23 protein-coding genes are annotated in these 21,011 nt (G+C 59.1%); 12 read left to right on the top strand and 11 right to left on the bottom strand.

Annotation, left to right across the window (positions count from 1 at the left end; translation table 11 throughout):
• Positions 1–13: 13 nt before the first annotated feature.
• Together BJF91_RS12790 and serB are read right to left on the bottom strand one after the other, a co-directional pair.
• Positions 14–580: a GNAT family N-acetyltransferase gene (locus BJF91_RS12790; protein ID WP_075614894.1), complete on the bottom strand. Its 567-nt coding sequence runs from the start codon at positions 578–580 to the stop codon at positions 14–16.
• Positions 581–591: 11 nt separating this feature from the next.
• Entirely contained in the window at positions 592–1,482 is an 891-nt protein-coding gene (gene serB / locus BJF91_RS12785) for a phosphoserine phosphatase SerB (RefSeq protein WP_075614893.1), read from the bottom strand.
• Between serB and miaA the strand changes: the two genes are divergently transcribed.
• The 3 genes from miaA to BJF91_RS12770 all read left to right on the top strand — a co-directional run bounded on the left by miaA (position 1,481) and on the right by BJF91_RS12770 (position 3,465).
• A complete protein-coding gene (miaA, locus tag BJF91_RS12780) occupies positions 1,481–2,380 on the top strand; it encodes a tRNA (adenosine(37)-N6)-dimethylallyltransferase MiaA (RefSeq protein WP_075614892.1) in 900 nt (299 codons plus the stop codon). The genes serB and miaA overlap by 2 nt on opposite strands.
• A gap of 279 nt (positions 2,381–2,659) precedes the next feature.
• Positions 2,660–2,926, top strand: a complete 267-nt coding sequence (locus BJF91_RS12775) for a hypothetical protein (RefSeq protein ID WP_075615611.1) — start codon at positions 2,660–2,662, stop codon at positions 2,924–2,926.
• A 140-nt stretch (positions 2,927–3,066) separates the two neighbouring features.
• Complete coding sequence (locus BJF91_RS12770) at positions 3,067–3,465, top strand: hypothetical protein (RefSeq protein ID WP_139310681.1); 399 nt, start codon at positions 3,067–3,069, stop codon at positions 3,463–3,465.
• Positions 3,466–3,508: 43 nt separating this feature from the next.
• Here the strand turns inward: BJF91_RS12770 and BJF91_RS12765 are convergent, their stop codons facing one another.
• Entirely contained in the window at positions 3,509–5,596 is a 2,088-nt protein-coding gene (locus BJF91_RS12765) for an ATP-binding protein (RefSeq protein WP_075615610.1), read from the bottom strand.
• A 403-nt stretch (positions 5,597–5,999) separates the two neighbouring features.
• Here BJF91_RS12765 and BJF91_RS12760 point away from each other — a divergent pair, with 403 nt between their 5' ends.
• The 3 genes from BJF91_RS12760 (at position 6,000) to BJF91_RS12750 (ending at position 8,888) form a co-directional block, all read left to right on the top strand.
• Positions 6,000–7,778, top strand: coding sequence for an acetolactate synthase 3 large subunit (locus tag BJF91_RS12760; RefSeq protein ID WP_075614890.1), 1,779 nt, complete (start codon positions 6,000–6,002; stop codon positions 7,776–7,778).
• Between the two features lie 17 nt (positions 7,779–7,795).
• A complete protein-coding gene (ilvN, locus tag BJF91_RS12755) occupies positions 7,796–8,368 on the top strand; it encodes an acetolactate synthase small subunit (RefSeq protein ID WP_075614889.1) in 573 nt (190 codons plus the stop codon).
• Between the two features lie 202 nt (positions 8,369–8,570).
• Positions 8,571–8,888: a hypothetical protein gene (locus BJF91_RS12750; RefSeq protein WP_075614888.1), complete on the top strand. Its 318-nt coding sequence runs from the start codon at positions 8,571–8,573 to the stop codon at positions 8,886–8,888.
• Positions 8,889–8,946: 58 nt separating this feature from the next.
• Here BJF91_RS12750 and BJF91_RS12745 read toward each other — a convergent pair whose 3' ends face one another.
• Positions 8,947–9,792, bottom strand: coding sequence for an aldo/keto reductase (locus BJF91_RS12745; protein WP_075614887.1), 846 nt, complete (start codon positions 9,790–9,792; stop codon positions 8,947–8,949).
• Between the two features lie 332 nt (positions 9,793–10,124).
• On the opposite strand from BJF91_RS12745, the gene BJF91_RS12740 reads away from it, so the two are divergent.
• The 3 genes from BJF91_RS12740 to BJF91_RS12730 all read left to right on the top strand — a co-directional run bounded on the left by BJF91_RS12740 (position 10,125) and on the right by BJF91_RS12730 (position 13,589).
• The gene (locus BJF91_RS12740) at positions 10,125–10,688 is read left to right on the top strand and encodes a hypothetical protein (protein ID WP_075614886.1); all 564 of its coding nucleotides are present in this window, start codon (positions 10,125–10,127) and stop codon (positions 10,686–10,688) included.
• 174 nt (positions 10,689–10,862) lie between these two features.
• Complete coding sequence (locus tag BJF91_RS12735) at positions 10,863–12,341, top strand: PI-PLC domain-containing protein (protein ID WP_075614885.1); 1,479 nt, start codon at positions 10,863–10,865, stop codon at positions 12,339–12,341.
• Between the two features lie 117 nt (positions 12,342–12,458).
• Positions 12,459–13,589: an ATP-dependent DNA helicase gene (locus BJF91_RS12730; protein ID WP_075615609.1), complete on the top strand. Its 1,131-nt coding sequence runs from the start codon at positions 12,459–12,461 to the stop codon at positions 13,587–13,589.
• A gap of 51 nt (positions 13,590–13,640) precedes the next feature.
• On the opposite strand, the gene BJF91_RS12725 is transcribed toward BJF91_RS12730, so the two are convergent.
• Together BJF91_RS12725 and BJF91_RS24770 are read right to left on the bottom strand one after the other, a co-directional pair.
• Positions 13,641–14,333, bottom strand: a complete 693-nt coding sequence (locus tag BJF91_RS12725) for a MerR family transcriptional regulator (protein WP_075614884.1) — start codon at positions 14,331–14,333, stop codon at positions 13,641–13,643.
• A 23-nt stretch (positions 14,334–14,356) separates the two neighbouring features.
• Positions 14,357–14,602, bottom strand: a complete 246-nt coding sequence (locus BJF91_RS24770) for a hypothetical protein (RefSeq protein WP_139310680.1) — start codon at positions 14,600–14,602, stop codon at positions 14,357–14,359.
• A 182-nt stretch (positions 14,603–14,784) separates the two neighbouring features.
• Between BJF91_RS24770 and BJF91_RS12720 the strand changes: the two genes are divergently transcribed.
• On the top strand, positions 14,785–15,537 hold the full coding sequence (locus tag BJF91_RS12720) for a pyridoxine 5'-phosphate synthase (protein ID WP_075615608.1): 753 nt from the start codon (positions 14,785–14,787) through the stop codon (positions 15,535–15,537).
• Positions 15,538–15,593: 56 nt separating this feature from the next.
• Here the strand turns inward: BJF91_RS12720 and BJF91_RS12715 are convergent, their stop codons facing one another.
• Positions 15,594–16,469 (bottom strand): SDR family oxidoreductase, encoded by an 876-nt coding sequence (locus BJF91_RS12715; RefSeq protein WP_075614883.1) that lies wholly within the window; start codon positions 16,467–16,469, stop codon positions 15,594–15,596.
• Between the two features lie 136 nt (positions 16,470–16,605).
• Here BJF91_RS12715 and BJF91_RS12710 point away from each other — a divergent pair, with 136 nt between their 5' ends.
• Positions 16,606–17,019, top strand: coding sequence for a winged helix-turn-helix transcriptional regulator (locus tag BJF91_RS12710; protein ID WP_075614882.1), 414 nt, complete (start codon positions 16,606–16,608; stop codon positions 17,017–17,019).
• 85 nt (positions 17,020–17,104) lie between these two features.
• Here BJF91_RS12710 and BJF91_RS12705 read toward each other — a convergent pair whose 3' ends face one another.
• From BJF91_RS12705 to BJF91_RS12695, 3 genes are all read right to left on the bottom strand, one after another.
• A complete protein-coding gene (locus BJF91_RS12705; protein WP_075614881.1) occupies positions 17,105–18,346 on the bottom strand; it encodes an MFS transporter in 1,242 nt (413 codons plus the stop codon).
• 246 nt (positions 18,347–18,592) lie between these two features.
• Entirely contained in the window at positions 18,593–19,204 is a 612-nt protein-coding gene (locus tag BJF91_RS12700; protein ID WP_075614880.1) for a TetR/AcrR family transcriptional regulator, read from the bottom strand.
• Positions 19,205–19,303: 99 nt separating this feature from the next.
• Entirely contained in the window at positions 19,304–20,017 is a 714-nt protein-coding gene (locus BJF91_RS12695) for an aspartate/glutamate racemase family protein (RefSeq protein WP_075614879.1), read from the bottom strand.
• Positions 20,018–20,190: 173 nt separating this feature from the next.
• Here BJF91_RS12695 and BJF91_RS12690 point away from each other — a divergent pair, with 173 nt between their 5' ends.
• Positions 20,191–20,655, top strand: a complete 465-nt coding sequence (locus tag BJF91_RS12690) for an Lrp/AsnC family transcriptional regulator (RefSeq protein ID WP_075614878.1) — start codon at positions 20,191–20,193, stop codon at positions 20,653–20,655.
• Positions 20,656–20,765: 110 nt separating this feature from the next.
• On the opposite strand, the gene BJF91_RS12685 is transcribed toward BJF91_RS12690, so the two are convergent.
• Complete coding sequence (locus tag BJF91_RS12685; protein ID WP_075614877.1) at positions 20,766–20,963, bottom strand: hypothetical protein; 198 nt, start codon at positions 20,961–20,963, stop codon at positions 20,766–20,768.
• Between the last annotated feature and the right edge of the window lie 48 nt (positions 20,964–21,011).

Below are 21,011 nucleotides of genomic sequence, written 5' to 3'. Positions count from 1 at the left end.
CGAATCCGGAACTTCATCTCGTTTGTTGGCTTGCCCATTGCTGCGCCGTCAGCCGATAAAGCACATGGCGTTTGAGATGCGGATGGCTGTCCGGGACGCGCGGGTGGTCGAAGTCACCGTTCTCGTCTCTGGTCATGCCGATCCGCTCCATGACGGCGATGGAGCGATAATTGGTCTCGACGGCAAAGGAAACGATTTCGGGAAGGGCTTTTACTGTGAAGCCGTGGGCGAGCAGCGCTTCGGCTGCTTCCGTAACATAACCATTGCCCCAGAAGCGGGTGGCGAGCCGCCAGCCAATCTCGATGGTACCTGTCGGCAGTATGTCCGGCATCATTGCGTCAGAGAGGCCGCAGAAGCCGATCGGCTCCTGGCTTTCCTTCAGTTCCAGCGCGAAGAAACACAGGCCGGTTTCCTCGATCAACCGATTGACGCGGTCCATCATCAGGTCCGCCTCTTCATAGCTGCGCCGGAAAGGAAAGAACTGCATGACCTTCGGGTCGGCATTGATTTCCCGAAACAGATTGCGATCGCTTTCCAGCCAGCGGCGCAGGAGCAATCTCTCTGTTTCGAGAATGATCATTGGACCTGCTTTCAAGCCGTGACGAAATCCGTCCTTCGGTAGCCCTGGAGATAGAGCAGCGCGGTCAGATCGCCATGGTCGATGCGAATTTTTGCCTGGGCGGCAACAGTCGGCTTGGCGTGCAGCGCGACGCCCGAACCGGCGATGCCGAGCATGCCGAGATCGTTTGCGCCATCACCGACGGCAATCGTGTCTTCGGGCGTAATGCCGAGGCGGGCGGTGATGTCGAGAAGCGCATCGACCTTGGCCTGCTTGCCAAGGATCGGCTCAGCGACTTCGCCGGTTAGCAAGCCATCTTGCTCCAACAGGATATTGGCGCGATTTTCATCAAAGCCGAGCGTGGCGGCAATCTTCGAGGTAAAGATTGTAAACCCGCCCGAGACCAGCGCCGTGTAGAAGCCCTTGGCTTTCATGGTGGCGATCAGTTCCAGGCCGCCTGGCGTGAGAGTTATGCGCTTGGCAATCACTTCATCGACCACGGTAATCGGCAGGCCCTTCAGTAGGGCCACGCGCTCGCGCAGAGCGGGCTCGAAAGCGATTTCGCCGTTCATCGCCCGGGCGGTGATGGCAGAGACCTTGTCTTTCAGTCCGACTTCGGCGGCGAGTTCGTCGATGCATTCCTGGCCGATCATGGTCGAATCCATATCGGCGATCAGGAAGGCCTTGCGGCGGGTCTCGGCCTGCTGGATGGCGAGATCGACGGGTAGTCCGGCGATGACGTTGCGTAAGGCCGCTTCCGATGCGTCAAGATTGCTGCCGTCCTTAAGGGCGATATCGCAGGCCACCCCGTCCGCCAACCAATAGAGGCCCGAGGCAGAGACGGCCGCTGCCGCCTTTTCGGCGATGGCTGGAGCCAGAACAGGATTTGACGGATTGGCAATAAGCGTGGCAACGAAAGCCATGATGAAAAACCTTGATGACGACGACAAGAGCGAGGCCATCCTGATAACCGGGCCGACCGCCAGCGGCAAGTCCGCGCTTGCGATGAAACTCGCGGGCGAGGTTGGCGGCGTCGTGATCAATGCCGACAGCATGCAGGTCTATGACACGCTGCGGGTGGTGACAGCCCGGCCAAGCGCAGACGAAAGGCAGGGCGTATCGCACTGTCTCTATGGTCACGTGCCTGCCGGCGCGGTCTATTCCACCGGCGAGTGGTTGCGAGAGGTTACGGCGCTGCTGCAGGGCCTGAAAGCCGAGGGGCGTTTCCCCGTGATCGTCGGCGGCACCGGGCTCTATTTCAAGGCGCTGACCGGCGGGCTGTCCGATATGCCGGAGATTCCCGAGACGGTGCGGGCGGCGCTGCGCGAGCGCGAACGGCGCGACGGTGCTGAGGTGCTGCACTTGGAACTGACGCAGCGTGACCCTGCGGTTGCGGCAAGGCTCGATCCCAGCGACGGCCAGCGGATCGTGCGGGCGCTTGAAGTGCTCGAGGTGACCGGCCAGTCGATCACGGTGTTCCAGGCGCGGTCCGGTCCCGTCATCGTCGATCCCGCAAGGGCGCAGAAACTGATTGTCCTGCCCGAGCGTGCGCTGCTGCATGAGCGGATCAACCGGCGCTTTGCCAGTATGATGGACGAGGGCGCGGTCGAGGAAGTAAGGGCACTGCTGGCGCAAAATCTTTCGCCTGAGATGCCCGCGATGAAGGCCATTGGCGTCTCCCAGATTGCGGCGATGCTGCAGGGGGAGATCAGCCGGGAAGAAGCGATCGAAAAGGCGTCTGCCGCCACGCGACAGTATGCCAAGCGGCAGATGACCTGGTTTCGCAACCAGATGGACGAGAGCTGGAAACGGCTGGGCTGAGTTATCTTCGATGCAGTCAAGGATTGCGTCGGCATATCCTTTGTAACACAGGGTATGCGCCTTGCGACAAAGACGTGTAGAGGGCTCTAAAAGCCTTGTTTTTTTCAGCCGCTGGGCGGCATGATTCCTCTCCCAGATCCGCTATGCTCGGTGGCCTTGAGCACCGTGCCGAAACTTAGAATCGACACAATGCTCTCGCTTCTCGCCATGCATCGGAGTCATCGGAAAAAGCCGGTTCTTGCGGTCTGGTCCGATGCTCTATCCCCTCCTGGAGTCGTCATGAACCGCTTTCTGGCTCGCACCCTGTCCACCCTCAACATCCTCGTTGCCCTTGTGATTATTGCGGTCACCACCGCCTCAGGCGCTTCCGGAAACGGGCACTACTATTATTACGACGGCCAGATCTCCGTGCCGGGCGCCATCTTCGGCGCCATCGCCGGCATTTTCATCGCGGCCATCGTCTGCGGCACCATCGCCTTCCTGACGCTGATCGAGCGGCATCTGAGCGTGCTGGCCGAGGCTACGAAGCGCAGTGGAGGAAGTTGAGCGCAGTCTCGGCTGCTTTCGCTGCGATCTTAAGCGGTGATCTCTGGACAATATGACGTAGCGCCCGATTTTCCTTTCACCAGATTGAATGGCCACTCAGTGCACTCAGTGGTCATCGCTCGTTTTTGTGGGATAAGAAAATGCGTACTCAATTGTCGACTTGGGCTTACCGTATATTATCCGTTCTTCTCGTTTTGGCTGTTGTGAACAAAATGAGGCTGACTTTTCATGCCGTTGATAGCAACGTTCTCCAATATGCAGATCTCATTGGCCCAGCTTGGGCGGCCAAAATCGATGCTATTTGGATGGACCTGAGCCTTGTCCTGGCCGTTATTGCGCTACTGCTGCGGTCCGGCGCCTGTCTCTGGTTGCTTCTGTTGTATATGGCCTCAAAGGCCGAGCCATACCTGGTGACTTTTTTGAAAAGCGGTGAATTTGGTGCCGGAGTGATCTTTGTCGGTCTAGTTTCTGCCGGCTTACTGGTCGTTTTACCGCTCATTCTCTGGCTCGTGCGCCGTGGAGAAATCAGGTCGCCCTGATTTGCATTGCCCCGGCAGGTGGCTACCTCGTCAGCGACGACAATCAATCCTTCAAGCCACCCAGCGGCTTCTTCAGGATACTCTCCCGCAAACTCATGCCTGTGTCACGCTTAGGTGGCACCGCGGGCGAGGGGGCGGCGGCGAAGAGGGTGTTGGCGTCGGGCAAGCGGCGGCCGGCATAGGCGCTCGCGGGGCGGAAGCCTGATGTCGGTTCGGGGCGTGGCGCAAGAGTGCCTGACGCGGTGCCCGGCAGCATTTCTGGCCGGTAGGGCTCGATGGGCGGGGCGGCAAGTGGTGATTGGGCCGGGCGAGGCGCTTCGGCAGTGCGTGGCAGACTTTCCGGCGGTTGCGGGTCCAGGCTTGCGGTGAAGCGTTGCGGCTCCTGGCGCCAGGCGTCGCTCCTGACAGGATCGGGTTCAATGATCGGCGCCGAGGTGAAGCTTGGCTCGGCGAAGTCTGCCCGATCCAGGTCGGGCCGGTACGCCTCCTGTTCCGCTATCTTGAAACTCTGCTGAAAGCTCGAAATGTCAGGCTCGGCGCTGGCGCGCATGCGGGCTATGACTTCGGTCAGGTCGATATTGTCGGGCATGTCGGGCGATGGGGCGAGCGTGCTGCCGCTTGCCTTTGGCAGTTGCTGCGGCGCGACCCGGTCAAAGCGCATTCGCATCGGCACGGCAATGGCCTCGCCGAAGGCGATAGCCTCGCCATTGCCGATCGAGGAAATGAAGCTGGTGGCGGACAGCGAACCGTCGGGCAGCGCCTTGCGGATGATTTCCTGGTCGCGCTCGTTGGAGAGCCGCATGGCAAAGACGGTCGAGCATTGCGACAGGATGGTCTGGTCGAGTTCGCCAGGACGCTGGGTGATGATGCCGAGCGAGACGCCGTATTTACGGCCTTCCTTGGCAATCCGGGCGATGGCCTGGCGGGTTGGGAAGAAGCCGAGCGCGGGATCCGAGGGCACGTAACGATGTGCTTCTTCGCAGACGACAAGCATATGGATGGCGCCATTCGACCACAGCGCCAGCTCGAAGGCCATGCGGCATAGCACCGAAGCGACCGAATTGACGATTTCCGACGGGATGCCTGACAGCTGAAAGGTGGAGATCGGTTTGCCGTGGCCGGGTACGCGGAAGATGTGGGCGACCGTTTCGAGGATCGTGTCGGCGATCGTGTTGTTGGAGAACATAAAGCGATAGCGCGGATCGTTGAGCGCCGACATGATGCGCATTTTCAGCGCCCGGAGCGCCGGCTTTTCCTCGCGGCCCTCCAGCCGGCCAATACGCTCGTCAATGGCTGCGAGCAGGTCCGACATCCGATAGGGAACGGGGGTGTCCGCGGTGAAGCCTGCCCGCTCGCCACGGCGTATCAGGCCCTGTTCCGTACCCTTGAAAGCGCGCTTGGCCTCCGGAATCAGGTCGCGCAGAATGTCGAGCTCTTCCGGCATCGGCGCGCGGCCGCGGTAGAGTACCTCGGTCAATTCGTCTAGCCGCATCAGCCAGAAGGGCAGGTCGAGCGTGTCGGTATCGATCACCACAGCCTTGTTGCCGAAAGCGGCGGCAAATTCATTGTGCGGATCCAGAATCAGCACCCGCAGCTTCGGGTCTTCGGCAATCGCCTTGTGGAGCAGCAGCGAGACGGCCGTGGACTTGCCGACACCGGTCGAGCCGACCACGGCGAAATGCTTCGACAGCATCGAGGGGATATGGAGGGTCGCGTCGATCTCCTCATCCTGGGAGAGGCGGCCGATGGTGCAACTTCCCTCGCTGGCAGAACTATAGATGCGTTTCAGGTCTGCGGCCCGGATCCGGTGAGCGACCGCGCCGAGATAGGGATAGCGGGTGATGCCTGATGAAAAGCCCTCGCGGCCATCGGCGTCGCGCCGCACCTCGCCCATCAGCTCCACATCGACGACGAATCCATTGCCCTGGCTTTCGTTCCAAAGCCCGCTCTCGGTTCGCATTGCATAGACAAGGGCGACGACGCGATTATCATCCACGGTGATGGAGATCAGCCGGCCAACGGACCAGAGCGAGGTCAGCTCGGTGCCGCCATCCTCGGCCGAGGCGGCGATGGTGGCGCGCGCGCCATTGCAGGCGACGACACGCCCAAGGAAGCGGTTGCCGGGATGCATCCGGTCACGGCGATCCTGTTCGCCGGAGGCGCCCGGATCATGCGCTGGTGCGGGGGAAATGTTTGGGTTCTGCAAAAGGCGCTCCATCGACCGGAAAAGCCTAACGATGTGCCGTTAAGATCCGGTATATCGGCTCGCAGCACCTTTGCGCCGAACTGACGCGAAAATGTGCGCCTCCTGCCGCATTTGCGGGCTTTTTGCCGTTGACGCTTGGGAAGAGAGTGGCTATCACTTTATCCATGATCAATTTTAACATTCTTCTCGTGGTGGGTGCGCGCATGGGCATGACGGTGTGACCGTCAGGCAATAGCCTCCCATGCGCGACAGACAGGCTCCTTCCGGGGCCTTTTTTTATGGCCAAAATCACGATAACAGCAGCATTCGGGAAATATCGGGAGCAGACATGACTGGCACAGACAACAGGATGACCGGCGCGGAAATCGTCTTGAAGGCGCTGAAGGACAACGGCGTCGAACATATCTTCGGCTATCCGGGCGGCGCAGTTCTGCCGATCTATGACGAGATCTTTCAGCAGGACGATATACAGCACATCCTCGTGCGTCACGAGCAGGGCGCCGGCCATGCGGCCGAAGGCTATGCCCGCTCCACCGGCAAGGTCGGCGTCATGCTGGTCACGTCAGGCCCTGGCGCAACCAATGCGGTCACGCCGCTGCAGGATGCGTTGATGGACAGCGTGCCGCTGGTCTGCCTGTCCGGCCAGGTGCCGACGACGCTGATCGGCTCGGATGCCTTCCAGGAATGCGACACCGTCGGCATCACCCGGCCCTGCACCAAGCACAATTGGCTGGTCAAGGACGTCAACGATCTCGCCCGGACCATTCACGAAGCTTTCCGCATCGCCCAGACTGGCCGTCCCGGCCCCGTGGTCGTGGATATCCCGAAGGACGTACAGTTTGCCACCGGCACTTACGTGCCGCCGGAAAACCATTCGATCCAGCGGAGCTACCAGCCGAAGGTGCAGGGCGACGCCAAGGCGATCCAGGCAGCTGTCGAGCTGATGGCCGGTGCCCGGCGTCCCGTGATCTATTCCGGCGGCGGTGTCGTCAATTCCGGTCCGGAAGCCTCAAAGCTGCTGCGCGAACTGGTGCAGCTCACGGATTTCCCGATCACCTCAACGCTGATGGGCTTGGGCTCCTACCCTGCTTCGGGCAAGAACTGGCTGGGTATGCTGGGCATGCACGGCTCCTACGAGGCCAATATGGCCATGCATGACTGCGACGTAATGGTCTGCATCGGCGCGCGCTTCGACGACCGTATCACCGGCCGCCTCAACGCGTTTTCACCCAATTCCAAGAAGATCCACATCGATATCGATCCGTCTTCGATCAACAAGACGGTACGGGTCGATATTCCCGTGACCGGCGACATCGCCCATGTGCTTGAGGACATGGTCCGTCTCTGGCGGGCGCTGCCGAAGAAGCCGGATGCGGCCCAGACGGCGGAGTGGAAGGAAAGCGTTGTCCGCTGGAAGGCGCGCAAGTCCTTTTCCTATACGCCGTCCAAGGACGTTATCATGCCGCAATACGCCATCGAGCGGTTGTCGGCGCTGAGCCAGGGTCGCGACACCTATATCACGACGGAAGTCGGCCAGCACCAGATGTGGGCGGCCCAGTATTTCGGCTTCGAGCAGCCGAACCGCTGGATGACCTCGGGTGGCCTCGGCACCATGGGCTACGGCTTCCCGGCCGCCATCGGCGTGCAGATCGCGCATCCCGAAAGCCTGGTCATCGATATCGCCGGCGATGCCTCGATCCAGATGTGCATCCAGGAAATGTCCTGCGCTGTGCAGTATAACCTGCCGGTGAAGATCTTCATCCTCAACAACCAGTATATGGGCATGGTGCGCCAGTGGCAGCAGTTGCTGCACGGTAACCGCCTGTCCAATTCCTACACGGAAGCCATGCCTGATTTCGTCAAGCTGGCGGAAGCCTATGGCGCGGTTGGCCTGCGGTGTGAAAAGCCTGAGGATCTGGATGGTGCCATCGAAGAGATGATCGCCGTCAACAAGCCCGTCATCTTCGATTGCCGCGTGGCTAATCTCGCCAACTGCTTCCCGATGATCCCGTCGGGCAAGGCCCATAACGAAATGCTGCTGCCGGATGAGGCGACGGATGACGCGGTGGCCACCGCCATCGACGCCAAGGGCCGTCAGCTCGTTTAATTTGGAGGGGACAAGAAATGAACGCACACCTACAGCCGACCGGTTCGGCCTATTTCATCTCTCCGGAAACGGCGGCGGTCGAGAACCACACGCTTTCGGTGCTTGTCGATAACGAGCCGGGCGTCCTTGCCCGCGTGATCGGCCTGTTTTCCGGCCGTGGTTACAATATCGAGAGCCTGACGGTTTCTGAAACCGAGCACGAGGCGCATCTGTCGCGGATCACCATCGTCACACGCGGCACGCCGCTGGTGCTGGAGCAGATCAAGGCGCAGTTGGAGCGGATCGTGCCGGTTCATCGGGTGCTGGATCTGACGGTGCGTGCCCGTCAGCTCGGCCAGGAGCGGCCGATCGAGCGCGAAGTTGCGCTGGTGAAGGTGGTTTCGACAGGCGAGATGCGGGCCGAAACCCTGCGGCTGGCCGATGCCTTCCACGCCAAGGTGGTGGATGCGACTGTCGAGCATTTCATTTTCGAAATCACCGGCAAGTCGTCTAAAATCGACCAGTTCGTCTCGATCATGAAGCCGCTCGGCCTCAACGAAGTCTGCCGCACCGGCATTGCCGCCATGAACCGTGGCGCGCAGGGTATGTGACGACGAGGCTTCGGTTTTGCAGGCAAATTGGGGGCGCTTCTGCTGATGGCAGGAGCGCTCTTTGCATTTTTGCAGAACTTTCTCGCCTCAGCCGGTTGACAAGCATCGTCACCTACACGGGCTTGTGATTTTTACTTGATGCCTCGGTTTGAACAAAAACGCTAATGGCACGTTAACGGGTTACCAAACACGGGAGCTTGCCATGAAAGCAGCAACAGTCGCCATACTTATCGCATCCTTGTCTCTTCCGGCTGGTCTTGCGGCAAAGGGACTTGCTGACCACCAACAGCAACCTGCCAATACTTACCAGGCGGCAGTAACTGCCTTGCCGTTTGCCGAGACAAACGTGCACAAGACGTCTCGTCTGCCGCTGGAGCCGCAGCAGTCTGCCCCTCATGACGAACAGAGCGCCATCGGTGCGGATGCCAATAGCGAATGGGCGCTCGACTGCTATGACGCTTACGGCGCTGATGGCGGTGCTGCCAACGAAGCGAGCCTGCAGGCTTGCCTGAAGGGCTAAAGCTTAGCCGTTACAGCGATTTGGGTGTGTCGGCTCAGGTTTTGAATCCGGCTCCCCGTTACAGCATCTGGAGTTGAACTTTGCGCTCTGGCGGCGGAAAGGCGGCGTCCAGACGCTGAAGATCCTCGTCGCTGAGGTCAATATCGATACTGCTAAGATTTTCCTGCAGACGCGATATCGATTTGGTCTTCGGGATAGGCATGACGTTTTCGCGCTCCAGCAGAAATGCGAGTGCGATCTGCGCTGGCGTTGCCTGATTGGCCTTGGCGACAGCAACCAATTCGGGATGCTTCACCAATCGGCCTTGTTCGATGGGCGAGTAGGCCATGATGCTAACGCCGCGTGCCTGGCACCACGGAAGCAGATCGAACTCGACGCCACGGCGACCGAGATTATAAAGGATCTGGTTGACTTGGCACTGGTCGCCATTTTCGACCGTCCAAAGCTCTTCCATATCCGCAACATCGAAATTTGACACGCCCCAGGCGCCGATCTTGCCCTGACGCTTCAGCGTGTCAAAGGCTGCAACAGTTTCCTGCAACGGGTACTCGCCGCGCCAATGCAGGAGGTAGAGATCGATGCACTCGATGCCGAGCCGTTTGAGGCTGGCTTCGCAGGCAGCGATGGTGCCGGCTTGGCTGGCATTCCAGGGCGCAACCTTGGAGACCACGAAGGCTTCGTCGCGCCGCCCTTTGATGGCCTTGCCGACGATGCTTTCCGAGCCACCATCGGCGTATATTTCGGCTGTATCCACCACCGTCATGCCGATATCTAATGCCGCCCGGACTGTGGCGATCTCGTCGCTTGCGGCTGTTGCGGTCTCTCCCATCATCCAGGTCCCGAGACCCAGCGCTGGCAGGATTTTGCCAGATGGAAGCGTGATTGTCGGGATCTGATCGTTCATCCTCGGCTCCTCTTCGCTTTCAGATCAATATAAGCGGTTGGGCCGGGCAGGGAAGGGTTGAAGGTCTAACTTGTCGGTCCGAGTTGCGCCTCGATCGGCTGCGGCCGAGATGGTTCAGCATGCTCATTTCGCATGACACCGACATGGATCACGAAAAGCCGCCGTTGGGGCGGTTGTTATTTTTATTAAATCAATCATTGATTGTATTGATTATTTATGTCATACCGAGGTTGTGCAAATGCAGTTTCGCCCGTTCAGAGGTTGGGTGGCATTGTGTTTGCACAGCACGCAGGTGGGGCGTCGCGATTTTCAATTTTAACGCGAGAGTTCCCATGTCCAATTCACAAAGCAGTTCGAGCCGGAGCGCTCTTTCGGCGTCGCTGACGTCCGACACAATGCCTTACCATAAAAGCCTTCTGGCGATTGAGAGCACCCTCATCGAAAGGGTTACTTATGTCGATGGATCGTTTACGGCCGCGGCAAACATCCCCTTCCATCCACCGGTGGTGGACCGCGCAGACGATGTCTGGATATTGACCTTCGACTGTGACGGTCGTCTGGATCCGGAACTGGCCATTGAGTTCACCAATCTCTGCGGCGGTGCGGATCGCGTTTGCTCGATCGATGGCCCAAAAGCCAGCCCGGATACGCTCAGTTTTTACGCCAAGATCGACGTGACGCTGAACTTGAATGGCGACAAAAGGGATGTTGCACTTTTTGTGGGGCAGGGCGCCAACAAGCTCGGATATGTCTGGTGGCTCGGCGGTCTTCCGCTCGCCAATGCCAACGGAGTGGCTTTGCTGCCGTTCGTCACCCAAGATAATTCGGCGGTGCAGCAGATCCTGCAGGTCACCGATCGTGACGGCGATCTCTTCCAGCTTACGCCCTGGTTCTAAGGCCGTTTCTTCGGATTTGTAGTGCGCCCGGCGTTGCGCCGGCTGCCGATAATCCATCCCTCAATCACTTTGCCGATGCCGCTGGTTTCCAGTTGCTGTTGCCGCTGCTGTTCAGCGGCTGGCAGGCACGCTGCTGCCAAGGCTGGCAATCTCCATACCTACAGGATTTAGACAATGAGCAGTGTTTATTTCACGTGCCCGGCCATCCGGGATATCACCTATACGCCCGGCACGTTCCAGACAGTCAATGGCGTCATCAACGCGGTGGTTCCCCAGATCAGTCACAACAATGACCATGTCTGGAGCGTGACAATCGACGACGATGGGATCAATGATCCCGCTCGTAGTCAGCTCGCCGACGTGTTCGAGCAACAAAGTGGCGGCTTCCAACATATTATCGGCGACGAATCCACGATGGGCACCACGCCCCAGACGCTGAAATTTATGTTTCAGCTCACTGTTCAACTCGCTGTTGGCGTCGAAAACTTTGACCTCGATATCTGGGTCGGTCAAGGTGACACTGACGGTGACGATTTTTGGTGGATCGGCAGTCCGTCCCTTGCCGCTCAACCGGACTATTTGCACCTTGCCTATCTGCCTGTTGCCGATGCTACGAGCCAGTTGGTGCAACTCTTCAGCTTGGGCAGCCTGCTTGCTTCCCACTTTCTCTTCGTGGGGCAACTTATTGTGGTTCAGGACACCACGGATCATTCGGATTGGCTGAGCGAGCTTCCCGATGCGCTTTATCTCGACCAGATCAATCTGCCAGGAACGCATGACAGTGCCGCGATCAACCCCGACATGCACACATTCTATGCGTGCCACTACACCAGTCTGACGGCGCAAATGACGAGCGGTGTTCGTCTGTTTGATATTCGTATCAGCGTGCGAGATGCCGACGGCACGTTTTCATTTGTGACATGCCACGGCCCGATTGGAAGTCAGGTTCATTTGAATGAGTTTCAAACGCTGTCGTCCGCCTTGGATGAGTTCAATACATTTCTAGTGCACCACCAAAGAGAGTTCCTGGCAATCTCGCTGAAAATCGATGCGTGGAACAACGTGTCGCTCGCCCAGCAGCCTGCCGCATTGAATGCTCTGGCCGCTCTGCTTGAGCCCTATCCCGTTCTCGCCCAGGCGGCGATGCCGACACTCGCCGAGGCGCGCGGTCATATGTATCTGCTGAACCGGATCAATGGCGAGCAGCGGTTTGGCGCGCCGATCAGTTGGACCGATAATACGAGCGGGCAGCTTTGCATGCCGGTGACGGGACGGGATTTCGAGCTCTACGTTCAAGATCAGTTCAAGGGTCTGCCGACATTTGGTGCGACAGAAGAGAAATTCCGGGTCTGGGAAGCGGCTCTCGCGCAAATCAATCCCCCCGCTATCGATGGGAATACGAGACGCCTGTTGTTGAATTATGCCAGTGCAACGTATTTTGGTGTCACCGGCATCTACATCATGCAGGATGTGCTGAGCTTCCTGGGGGATGCGGCCTTGTCTCCTGATGGTATGCGTTTGGGCTGGTCGCTGTTCGACTACGAAGAGACGACGTATCCGCTCAGCACGGGCGGGAGAGCGAATGTTGTGCAATTGTTCATCGCGTCCAACGCCCAATACTGGAATTATCCCCGGCCGTTCCAGGTTGGCTGATCCCAGGTAAATTGTTAAAGGGGGTGTCCTGTGCCTGCGAAGGGGCAGGGCATCTACCATGTGGGGCGGTCTATTCTCTCCTTGCATTTCCGCCGCGAATCCCGGCATCTCCTCGCCATGGAATTTGCACCTCAACAGGACGAAGCTCTCAAGGCCGTTGCGAAATGGCTGAAGGAGGGTAAGACCCCAGTTTTCCGGTTGTTCGGCTATGCTGGAACCGGCAAAACGACCCTTGCCCGGCATTTTGCCGAGCATGTCGACGGAGACGTGCTGTTTGCGGCCTTCACGGGCAAGGCGGCGCAGGTGCTGCGTTCGCGCGGGGCAACGACGGCCAAGACCATTCATTCACTGATCTATCGGCCGCGCGGCGAAGAAGCTATTGAGGACGAGGAAACCGGCAAGACCTCGATGACGCCGATGTTTTCGGTCAACCGTCAGAGCCCGGTTGCCAAGGCAGCGCTGATAGTTATCGACGAATGCTCGATGGTCGACGAGCAACTCGGCCGCGACCTGATGAGTTTCGGCACGCCGATTCTGGTGCTGGGCGATCCCGGCCAGTTGCCGCCGGTGACGGGCGGTGGCTTCTTCACGGAGCAGGAGCCGGATTTCCTGCTGACCGATATCCATCGCCAGGCCCGTGACAATCCGATCATTCAGCTTGCCATGCAGATCCGCGAGGGCAAGGAGATCATGCATGGCGACTACGGCGATACGGCGCGGGTGATTTCCAAGAACGAGGTCAATCAGGATCTGGTGCTGAATTGCGACCAGGTTCTTGTCGGCACCAACAAGACGCGGCGGCGCTATAACAAGCGGTTGCGTGAGCTGAAAGGCTTTACAGCCGACTACCCGCAATCCGGCGACAAGCTGGTATGCCTGCGCAACGATCAGGTGAAGGGCTTGCTGAATGGCTCGCTCTGGCAGGTGATGACCTCGTCGCGCGAGACGGTAAAGCCAGGCATGAACCTGCTGATCAAGCCCGAGGACGACGACATGGATCGCGGCGCGGCGAAGATCAAGCTGCTGAAAGCGGCCTTCGAGGATGTCGAGACCGAAATTCCGTGGTCAACCCGCAAGCGCTACGACGAATTCGACTATGGCTATGCGCTGACAGTACACAAGGCGCAGGGTTCGCAGTGGAACAATGTCGTGCTGTTTGACGAGAGTTGGGCATTTCGCGATACCCGCGAGCGTTGGCTCTACACTGCCGTGACCCGCGCAGCAGAGACCCTGACTATCGTCAGATAATGCATCCAAAGATGCGGTTTACTATCAGATGAAAAGCGGGATCTGACAGATCTAGTTGGCGATCAGGCCGAGCAGCACCGCCTTTGCGACCGCCTGAAACCGGTTGGTCGCCTGCACCTTGCGCATGATGCCCGCTTCCAGCGCCACTACAGCTTCGAAGGTCATCTGCATGCTGCGTGCCACCCGGATCTGGGTATAGCCTTCGGCCATCAGCGTCAGACAGTGGTGCTCGAGCTCAGTCAGGTCGATGCCAGGATGGGGCGGGGAGACATCATGTTCAACGTCATCTTCGTCGCGTGACAGCAGGCTGTTGATCTGCTCGATCTGGCGAAACATCATCGATTGCGAAGCGATCAACTCGCGCTTGCGGGCTTCGAGCGCGGCATCAAGCAGTGCGTTGGCCTGCGCCTGCGTAGCGGTTTCGTTAAGCTCGACCAGCAGGTCCTGGATTGCGGCAATCGGCATGCCGATTTCTCGACAGGTGTTGATCAGCGCCATGCGGATGATGTCGCTATGATAATAGACCCGCATCAGCCCCATGCGGCTCGAGGAGAGAAGATTTTTTTCCTCGTAGAAATGGAGAGTTCGATGGGTGACGCCGAACAGATTTGCCATCTCGGAAATCGCCACTGGTTCTGGCGGCAAATCCTCAGGTAGAGGCAGATCCGGCATCACCGTAAGTGCTCCTTTCAAGGCCGGAGCGATAGGCTTGGTAACGTCAAGCAATTCATGCTGGCCTGCCATGCGATATGTCCCCCCTGTCCCGATCAAGTCGGGGCCTTCATCAATTCATTGCAATATCGTTTCAAAATCAGCTCTACATAGACGCGACGATACTCAAAAATCGATTGTCGATAGAGATGCTCTTCCTCCGAAACAGGACTGGCCTTAGATGTTGCTGTGGCGCGTCTTTTATGAGTATCCGCCACCAGCGCTATCTTTAACCCTTTGTTTGCAATATTATCATCAATATCTCTAAAATTCAAACCCAAGGTTTTGATGGGCTTTTTCACATATTTGGAGGAATTCTTTCCTTCCAGCCGCGCTGCCTGCGCGCAACATCATCGATTTCTACCGATTCATCTCAGAATCTCATTGGTGTTTTGGTCCTCAAGGTTTTACAGGATTGGGTGGCGGCACAGCCGCTGCTTTGATGCTGCGCCTTTGCGCGGCGCGCTCACACGGGTTTGAGGTCATGCCAGCACAATTATCCGTCAATCTCAATGCCATCGCAATGCTGCGCAATCGGCGCGACCTTCCTTGGCCGAACCTACGTCATTTTGGCCATCTGGCGCTCGCAGCGGGCGCCTACGGGCTGACGGTGCATCCGCGCCCGGACCAGCGTCATGTCCGGTTTGCCGATCTGCCGGTGCTTCGCGCCTTGATCGATGACGAATATCCGCAGGCGGAATTCAACATCGAGGGTTATCCGAGCGAGGATTTTCTGCGGCTTTGCGAGGAGGCCCAGCCAGATCAGGTAACGCTTGTGCCTGACGACCCATCGCAGGCAACCTCCGATCATGGCTGGGATTTTCTGGCCCATCAGTCCTTCCTGACCGATACGGTTGCCCGGTTGAAGGCTGGCGGCATGCGGGTATCGCTATTTGCGGATGGTGATGGCCGGACGGAACCGGTTGCCGTAGCCAAGGCGACCGGCGCCGACCGTATCGAGCTGTATACCGGCACTTATGGCGGCTGTTACGATGCGCCGGAAAAGGCGGCAAAGGAGTTGGACCTGCTAGGCGCCACTGCGGATGCGGCTCATGCGCTTGGGCTTCAGGTCAATGGTGGTCATGACCTCACCGTTGCCAATCTTCCGGCACTCGCGGCGCGCATTCCTTATCTGGCGGAAGTGTCTATCGGTCATGCGCTGACGGCGGAAGCGCTGGAGTTCGGCATGGCGGAAGCCGTCCGGCGGTTCCGCCGCGCCTGCGGCGAGACGATCTGATCATCGCGCAGTTTTGATGCTGTGCGCCAGATGGCGCACAGCTTTTGATCTGGATATTATCCGAGCAACACTGCCTTGCTGGCGTCCAGGAAGGCTTCCAGCGTCATCAGCGGCTGACCGGCAAGCTTTCTTGCATCGTCGCTGACGATATCGAGATCACCCGCGCGCACAGCTGCATCCACCGAGGCAAAGGCCGGTGCGACAGCTGCAGGGACTCCGGCGCTGATCATGCCTTGCACCAACTGCTCGTCGGTGATGTCAACGACGGTCAGCGGTTTGCCGGTGACCTTCGCGGCAAGCGCGGCAATTTCCGGGTTGCTGTACGCGTGTTCGCCATTCAGCGTATAGATGACGCTGTCGGCAACGGGTTTGGCAAGGCCGGCAGCCATCGCGCGGGCAATGTCGGCACGGGCGATATAGGCGGTCTTGCCGGCACCCGAGGCCTGGTACCACTGGCCGCTGGCAAGCGCTGACGGCAGCGCCATGAACAGGTTTTCCATGTACCAGTTGTTGCGGAAGATGGTGTAGGCGAGGCCGCTGTCCTTGATGGCCTGCTCTGTTGCCTGGTGTTCAGGAGCAAACAGGATCTTCGACGTGTCAGGCTTCGGCATGGATGTGTAGAAGATCCGGCCGACCTTGGCACTAACGGCGGCGGCAATAGCAGCCTTTTGCGGCTCGACGCGCGAGCCGATGGCATCGGTGGAGATGATCAGCAGACGATCGATGCCGGCAAAGGCAGCGGGAAGCGAAGCAGGATCGGTGAAATCGACGCGGCGCGTTTCAATGCCCTTGGCGGCAAGCTCCGTGAGGGCTTCAGGCTTGCGGCTGCCGGCAACGATCTCGGAGGCTGCAACGTGCTGGCTCTGCAGCAGATGCTCGATCACGAGTTTTCCAAGGTGTCCGGAGGCTCCGGTAATCAAGATTTTGGTCATCACATAATGTCCCGGCTAGGTCTCGATAGCCTATAAAGGTGTTGCTCTCAATTTGAGACTTGCTCTACAAACAGGTTTACGTAGTTGCTGTAAAGAAGGCAGTTTCTGCTCCGCAGGTTACAGAAAGGATACCGTTATGAACGATACCATGCTCACCCTGACGACAGCATCAGCGGCCATAAAGGGCCGCGACAAGGCCGGTCGACTGGAAGACGTTTGTCCGGTTCGCTCGGTAATTTCCCATGTCGGCGATAAGTGGTCGACGCTCATTCTGGCAGCGTTGGCCAAGCAGCCTTCCCGCTTTGGTGAATTGCGCCGGCTTGTGCCTGACATATCGCAGCGCATGCTGACGCAGACACTGCGGGACCTGCAGCGGGATGGTTATGTCAATCGTGAAGTGTTTCCGACCAAGCCGCCGAGCGTTGAATATACGCTGACGGAGCTTGGTGAGCAGCTGGTGGAATCGCTCCGGGCGCTGGTGGAATTTGCCGTGGACAATCACTCTCGCGTGGTCGAGGCGAGAGAGCGGTTCGATATGACCAATGGCTGAGAGGGCATTTCCGGCAAAATGCGATGCGTTTGGGTCCGGAAATGCTCTAGGTGCCTATCGGTCTTTGTGTGGATCTGCTCAGGCCTTAGGCCTGGCTTTCCTGCTGGGCGGAGGCTTTCGGCTGACGTGTTTCTGTCAGCAACAGCAGCAGTGAGAACAAGGGGAAGCATAGCCCCACCCAGGCGGCAAGTGCCCAGCCGCCTGTGGCATAGGACCAGCCGCCGATAGCCGAACCAAGCGCTCCGCCGAGGAAGAAGGTCGCCATGTAGATGCCGTTCAGCCGGCTGCGATGGGCTGGCGACATCGAATAGATGATGCGCTGGCCGCTTATCAGATTGGCCTGAACGCCGAAGTCGAGGGTGATTGCGGCAAGCGTCAGGCAGATGAGGCCGGCGGTCGGTGCGACATCCAGCGCATAGCGACCAAGCAGGAAGGCGGCGATGCCGAGCACCATGGCGCCGAGCGAGACCTGCCGCGTGAGGCCGCGGTCAGCAAGGCGGCCGGCAATCGGCGAGGCGATGGCGCCGGCAGCACCGGCAAGAGCAAACAGCGCGATGCCGTTCTGGCTGAGGCCGAAATGTGGACCCGACAGCAATAGCGGGGTTGTCGTCCAGAACAGGCTGAATGCGCCGAACATGCCGGCCTGGTACAACGCCCGGCGCTGCAGCACGCGGTTCGTCAGTGCCATGTGGGCCATGGAGGAGAGGAGTGCACCGTAGCTGATCTGGCCATGGGGCTTGCGGTGCGGCAGGCTGATGCCAAGGATGATAGCAAGCACAATCATTGCAACGGCCGAGAGCACGTAAATGACGTGCCAGGACGAGAACTCCGCGATGAAACTGGCGATGGGTCGGGCAAGCATGATACCGCAGAGCAACCCGCTCATGACATTGCCGACGACGCGGCCGCGTGTTGCCTCCGGCGCCATGCTGGCGGCAAAGGGTACGAGAACCTGTGCGGCAGCCGAGGCGAGCCCGATACCCAGACAGGCAAGAAGAAACAGGCCGGGCGTGGTTGCAAGCGCGCCGCCCAGCAGCGCAAGCGCGGCAAGTCCGATGAGGATCAAGACGAGCCTGCGGTTTTCGACGAGGTCACCGAGCGGCACCAGCAACAGAAGGCCGAGACAATAGCCAATCTGGGTGAGGGTAACGATAAGTCCTGTTGCCTGTGGCGAAAAGCCCAAATCGGCACTGATCGGCCCCGCCAGCGGCTGGCCGTAATAGAGATTGGCGGCGATCAGCCCGCAGGCGAGCGCAAAGATAAAGGTCAGCAGCGGCGACAGGGCATGGTCGCCGTCATGGCGCAACAAGGGGCGGGGCAGGGACATAATCGTGTTCTCATTTCGATGGGGCCATGGCGTTGGGAGCGCCTGGCGATTGGTCTCTGATAGAGGCGGGCATGACGCTTGGGCGCCATGCGGGATTTTCTGGCTCGCGCGGCGCGATGCCTGCTTTGCCGGACCGAGAAGGAAGCCCGGACCTATACGTGACGAATTCAGCCGGGGGACGTTTCACCGGCGTCGTAAGCAATAATTGACCTGGCTCAGACCGATCCGTCAGGCCCACGGTTTGGTCTAATCCAGCAGGCGCATGCCAGCCTCGGCCACGGCGAGCATCTCGGCTTCGGTTCTACCGGTCTTGCCAACGACCCGCATGCCCATAGTCAGGCAAAGCAAGGCACTGGCCGTCACATCCGCGTCAAGGTCTGGCCGTATCGAGCCGTCGGTCTGGCCGCGCACGATCTGGTCCTCGATACGCTGTCGGTTGGCGTCGAAGGCAGTTGCTACCCGGGCAGCGGCCTCCGCATCGAGAAGCGCAAGGTCATTGGCACCGCCGACGACCATGCAGCCGCGCCGGCCGATCTCACCATGGGCGCTTTCGCCATAGTGCTGCAGCAGCGCAAACAGCTTTTCGCGCCCGGTTTGTAACGGGGCGATGCGGGCAAGGATCATCGCGTGGCGCACCGACCAGTAGCGGTCGAAGGCAGCGAGGAACACGCCGCGCTTGTCGCCGAAGGCCTTGTATATGCTCCCCGCCGTCAGGCCCATGGCCTCGGCGAGCTCGCTGATCGAGGCGGCCTGATAGCCGCGTTCGGAAAACACCACGAGGGCCGCGTCAAGCGCCTCCTCGATGTTGAATTCCCGGGGCCGGCCAAGCCTGCCCGATCTCATCGCGTTCTGGTTCATGGACTCTACTTAGGAAATGATCGTTTCCAAATCAAGCAAAAAATTGCCCACGATCAATTTCGTGGGCAATCTCGCTTTAAATCGTGGCAGAAAATCGGATTAGGCGATCTTCTTGAGTTCCTGGTCTGCAAGCGAGAAATCAACAGCTGCAGCGCAGTGGATGGCGGTGGAATCAAAGCCGGGCAGGCAAAGACTAGCCGGGTCGAGCAGCAGGCAAATCTCGGTGCAGCCGAGGATGACGCAATCGGCACCTTCGGATTTGGCTTTCTCGATGATTTCCAGATAGGCGGCGCGGGAGGCGGGCTTGACATGCCCGGCGCACAGTTCATCGAAAATCACGTTGTGCACGGTGCCGCGATCCTCTGACGAGGGCACCATGGGCTGAAGGCCGAGCGCGCGCATCCGGTCGGTATAGAACCCGTGTTCCATTGTATAGCGGGTGGCAAGCAGCAACGGCCGCTTGAACCCGGCGGCCTTGATGGCGGTCGCCGTTGCATCGACGATATGGATGAGCGGCACGGAAATGCGGGCGGCGACGGCATCGGCAATCAGATGCATGGTATTGGTGCAGATCAGCACGCAATCGGCGCCCGCCCGTTCTAGGGCCGCTGCGGCATCACCAAGCACCTTCTCGGCGAGATCCCAGCGACCAGCCTTTTGGTAGGCAACGATCTGAGAAAAATCGACGGAGCGCATGACGATTTCGGCGGAAGCCAACCCGCCCAGGGTCTCGCGCACCGCCTCGTTGATCAGTCGGTAATAAACCACCGAGCTTTCGAAACTCATTCCTCCGATCAGGCCGATCATCCGCATTGTCGTGTTCCCTTGACGTCTTTAATTGGAATGCACTGACTATGCCAGCACCACGGCGCAACGCGTTTGCAAACTTGAGAAAAACATGATGATGTGGCGCCTATAATTTGCGTCCAGTAATCCCACGGCGCTCTGTTTTTGCAACCGTATTAAATTCGGCGGAGAATTGAAGCGTGATTGACGAGAGAGACCGGAAGATTCTCGACCTGCTGCAGCGAGACGCGGCAATTGCTGTCAGCGATCTCGCCGACAAGGTGTCGCTGTCGGTCTCGGCCTGCTCGCGCCGGATTCAGAGGCTGGAGGAAGCCGGTTACATCGAGCGGCGCATCGCTGTGCTCAACCGGGATAAAGTGGGCGTGCCGACCACGGTCTATGCGCTGGTCAAAACCGCGCATCATACGGATGAGTGGACCGAGGAATTTCGCCGGGCAATTACTGATATTGCCGAAATCGTCGAGGCACATCGGCTAACGGGCCATCACGATTACATTCTGAAGATCGTGCTGCCGCGCGTCGAGCATTACGATGTCGTCTATCGGCGGTTGGTGCGCCGGATCGAACTATTCGATGTCTCCGCGTCAATCTCTATGGAGACGATGAAGAGCGGGTCTGCGGTGCCGGTGGATTACGCTGAGTAGGCGATCAGGCCATGGGGCGATTAGGTGCGTGAACACGCTGGCTTGATCCGCGCAGTCCGGAGCGTCGCAGCAGGCCTGCGACGCTCCGTCTCAAGGCGTGTACCTGCGGATCAGCGGTTGAACTGATTGCGGTGATGGGGTTCCTTGGCGGGAGCTTTAAACTGCCATGTGCTGTTGTCCGATTGCTGGTATGCCTCGCTCGACGCGGACTGTGAAGAAGCGTCATTGGCCTTGGACGGGGCGGCGGCGAGGGAGACGGATGCACTAGCGATAATTGCTGCGAACGTGGTGGCTATAAGAAATTTCATCGGTTTTCCAACTCTTCAGCGGATTAAAATCTAGTCGAACTTTTTGGT

It is taken from the genome of Gillisella taibaishanensis (genome assembly GCF_001938985.1).
In the GTDB taxonomy this organism is placed as follows: domain Bacteria; phylum Pseudomonadota; class Alphaproteobacteria; order Rhizobiales; family Rhizobiaceae; genus Allorhizobium; species Allorhizobium taibaishanense.
The sequence above is the reverse complement of the archived record's forward strand: the minus strand, read 5'-3'. Positions and strand labels throughout refer to the sequence as shown.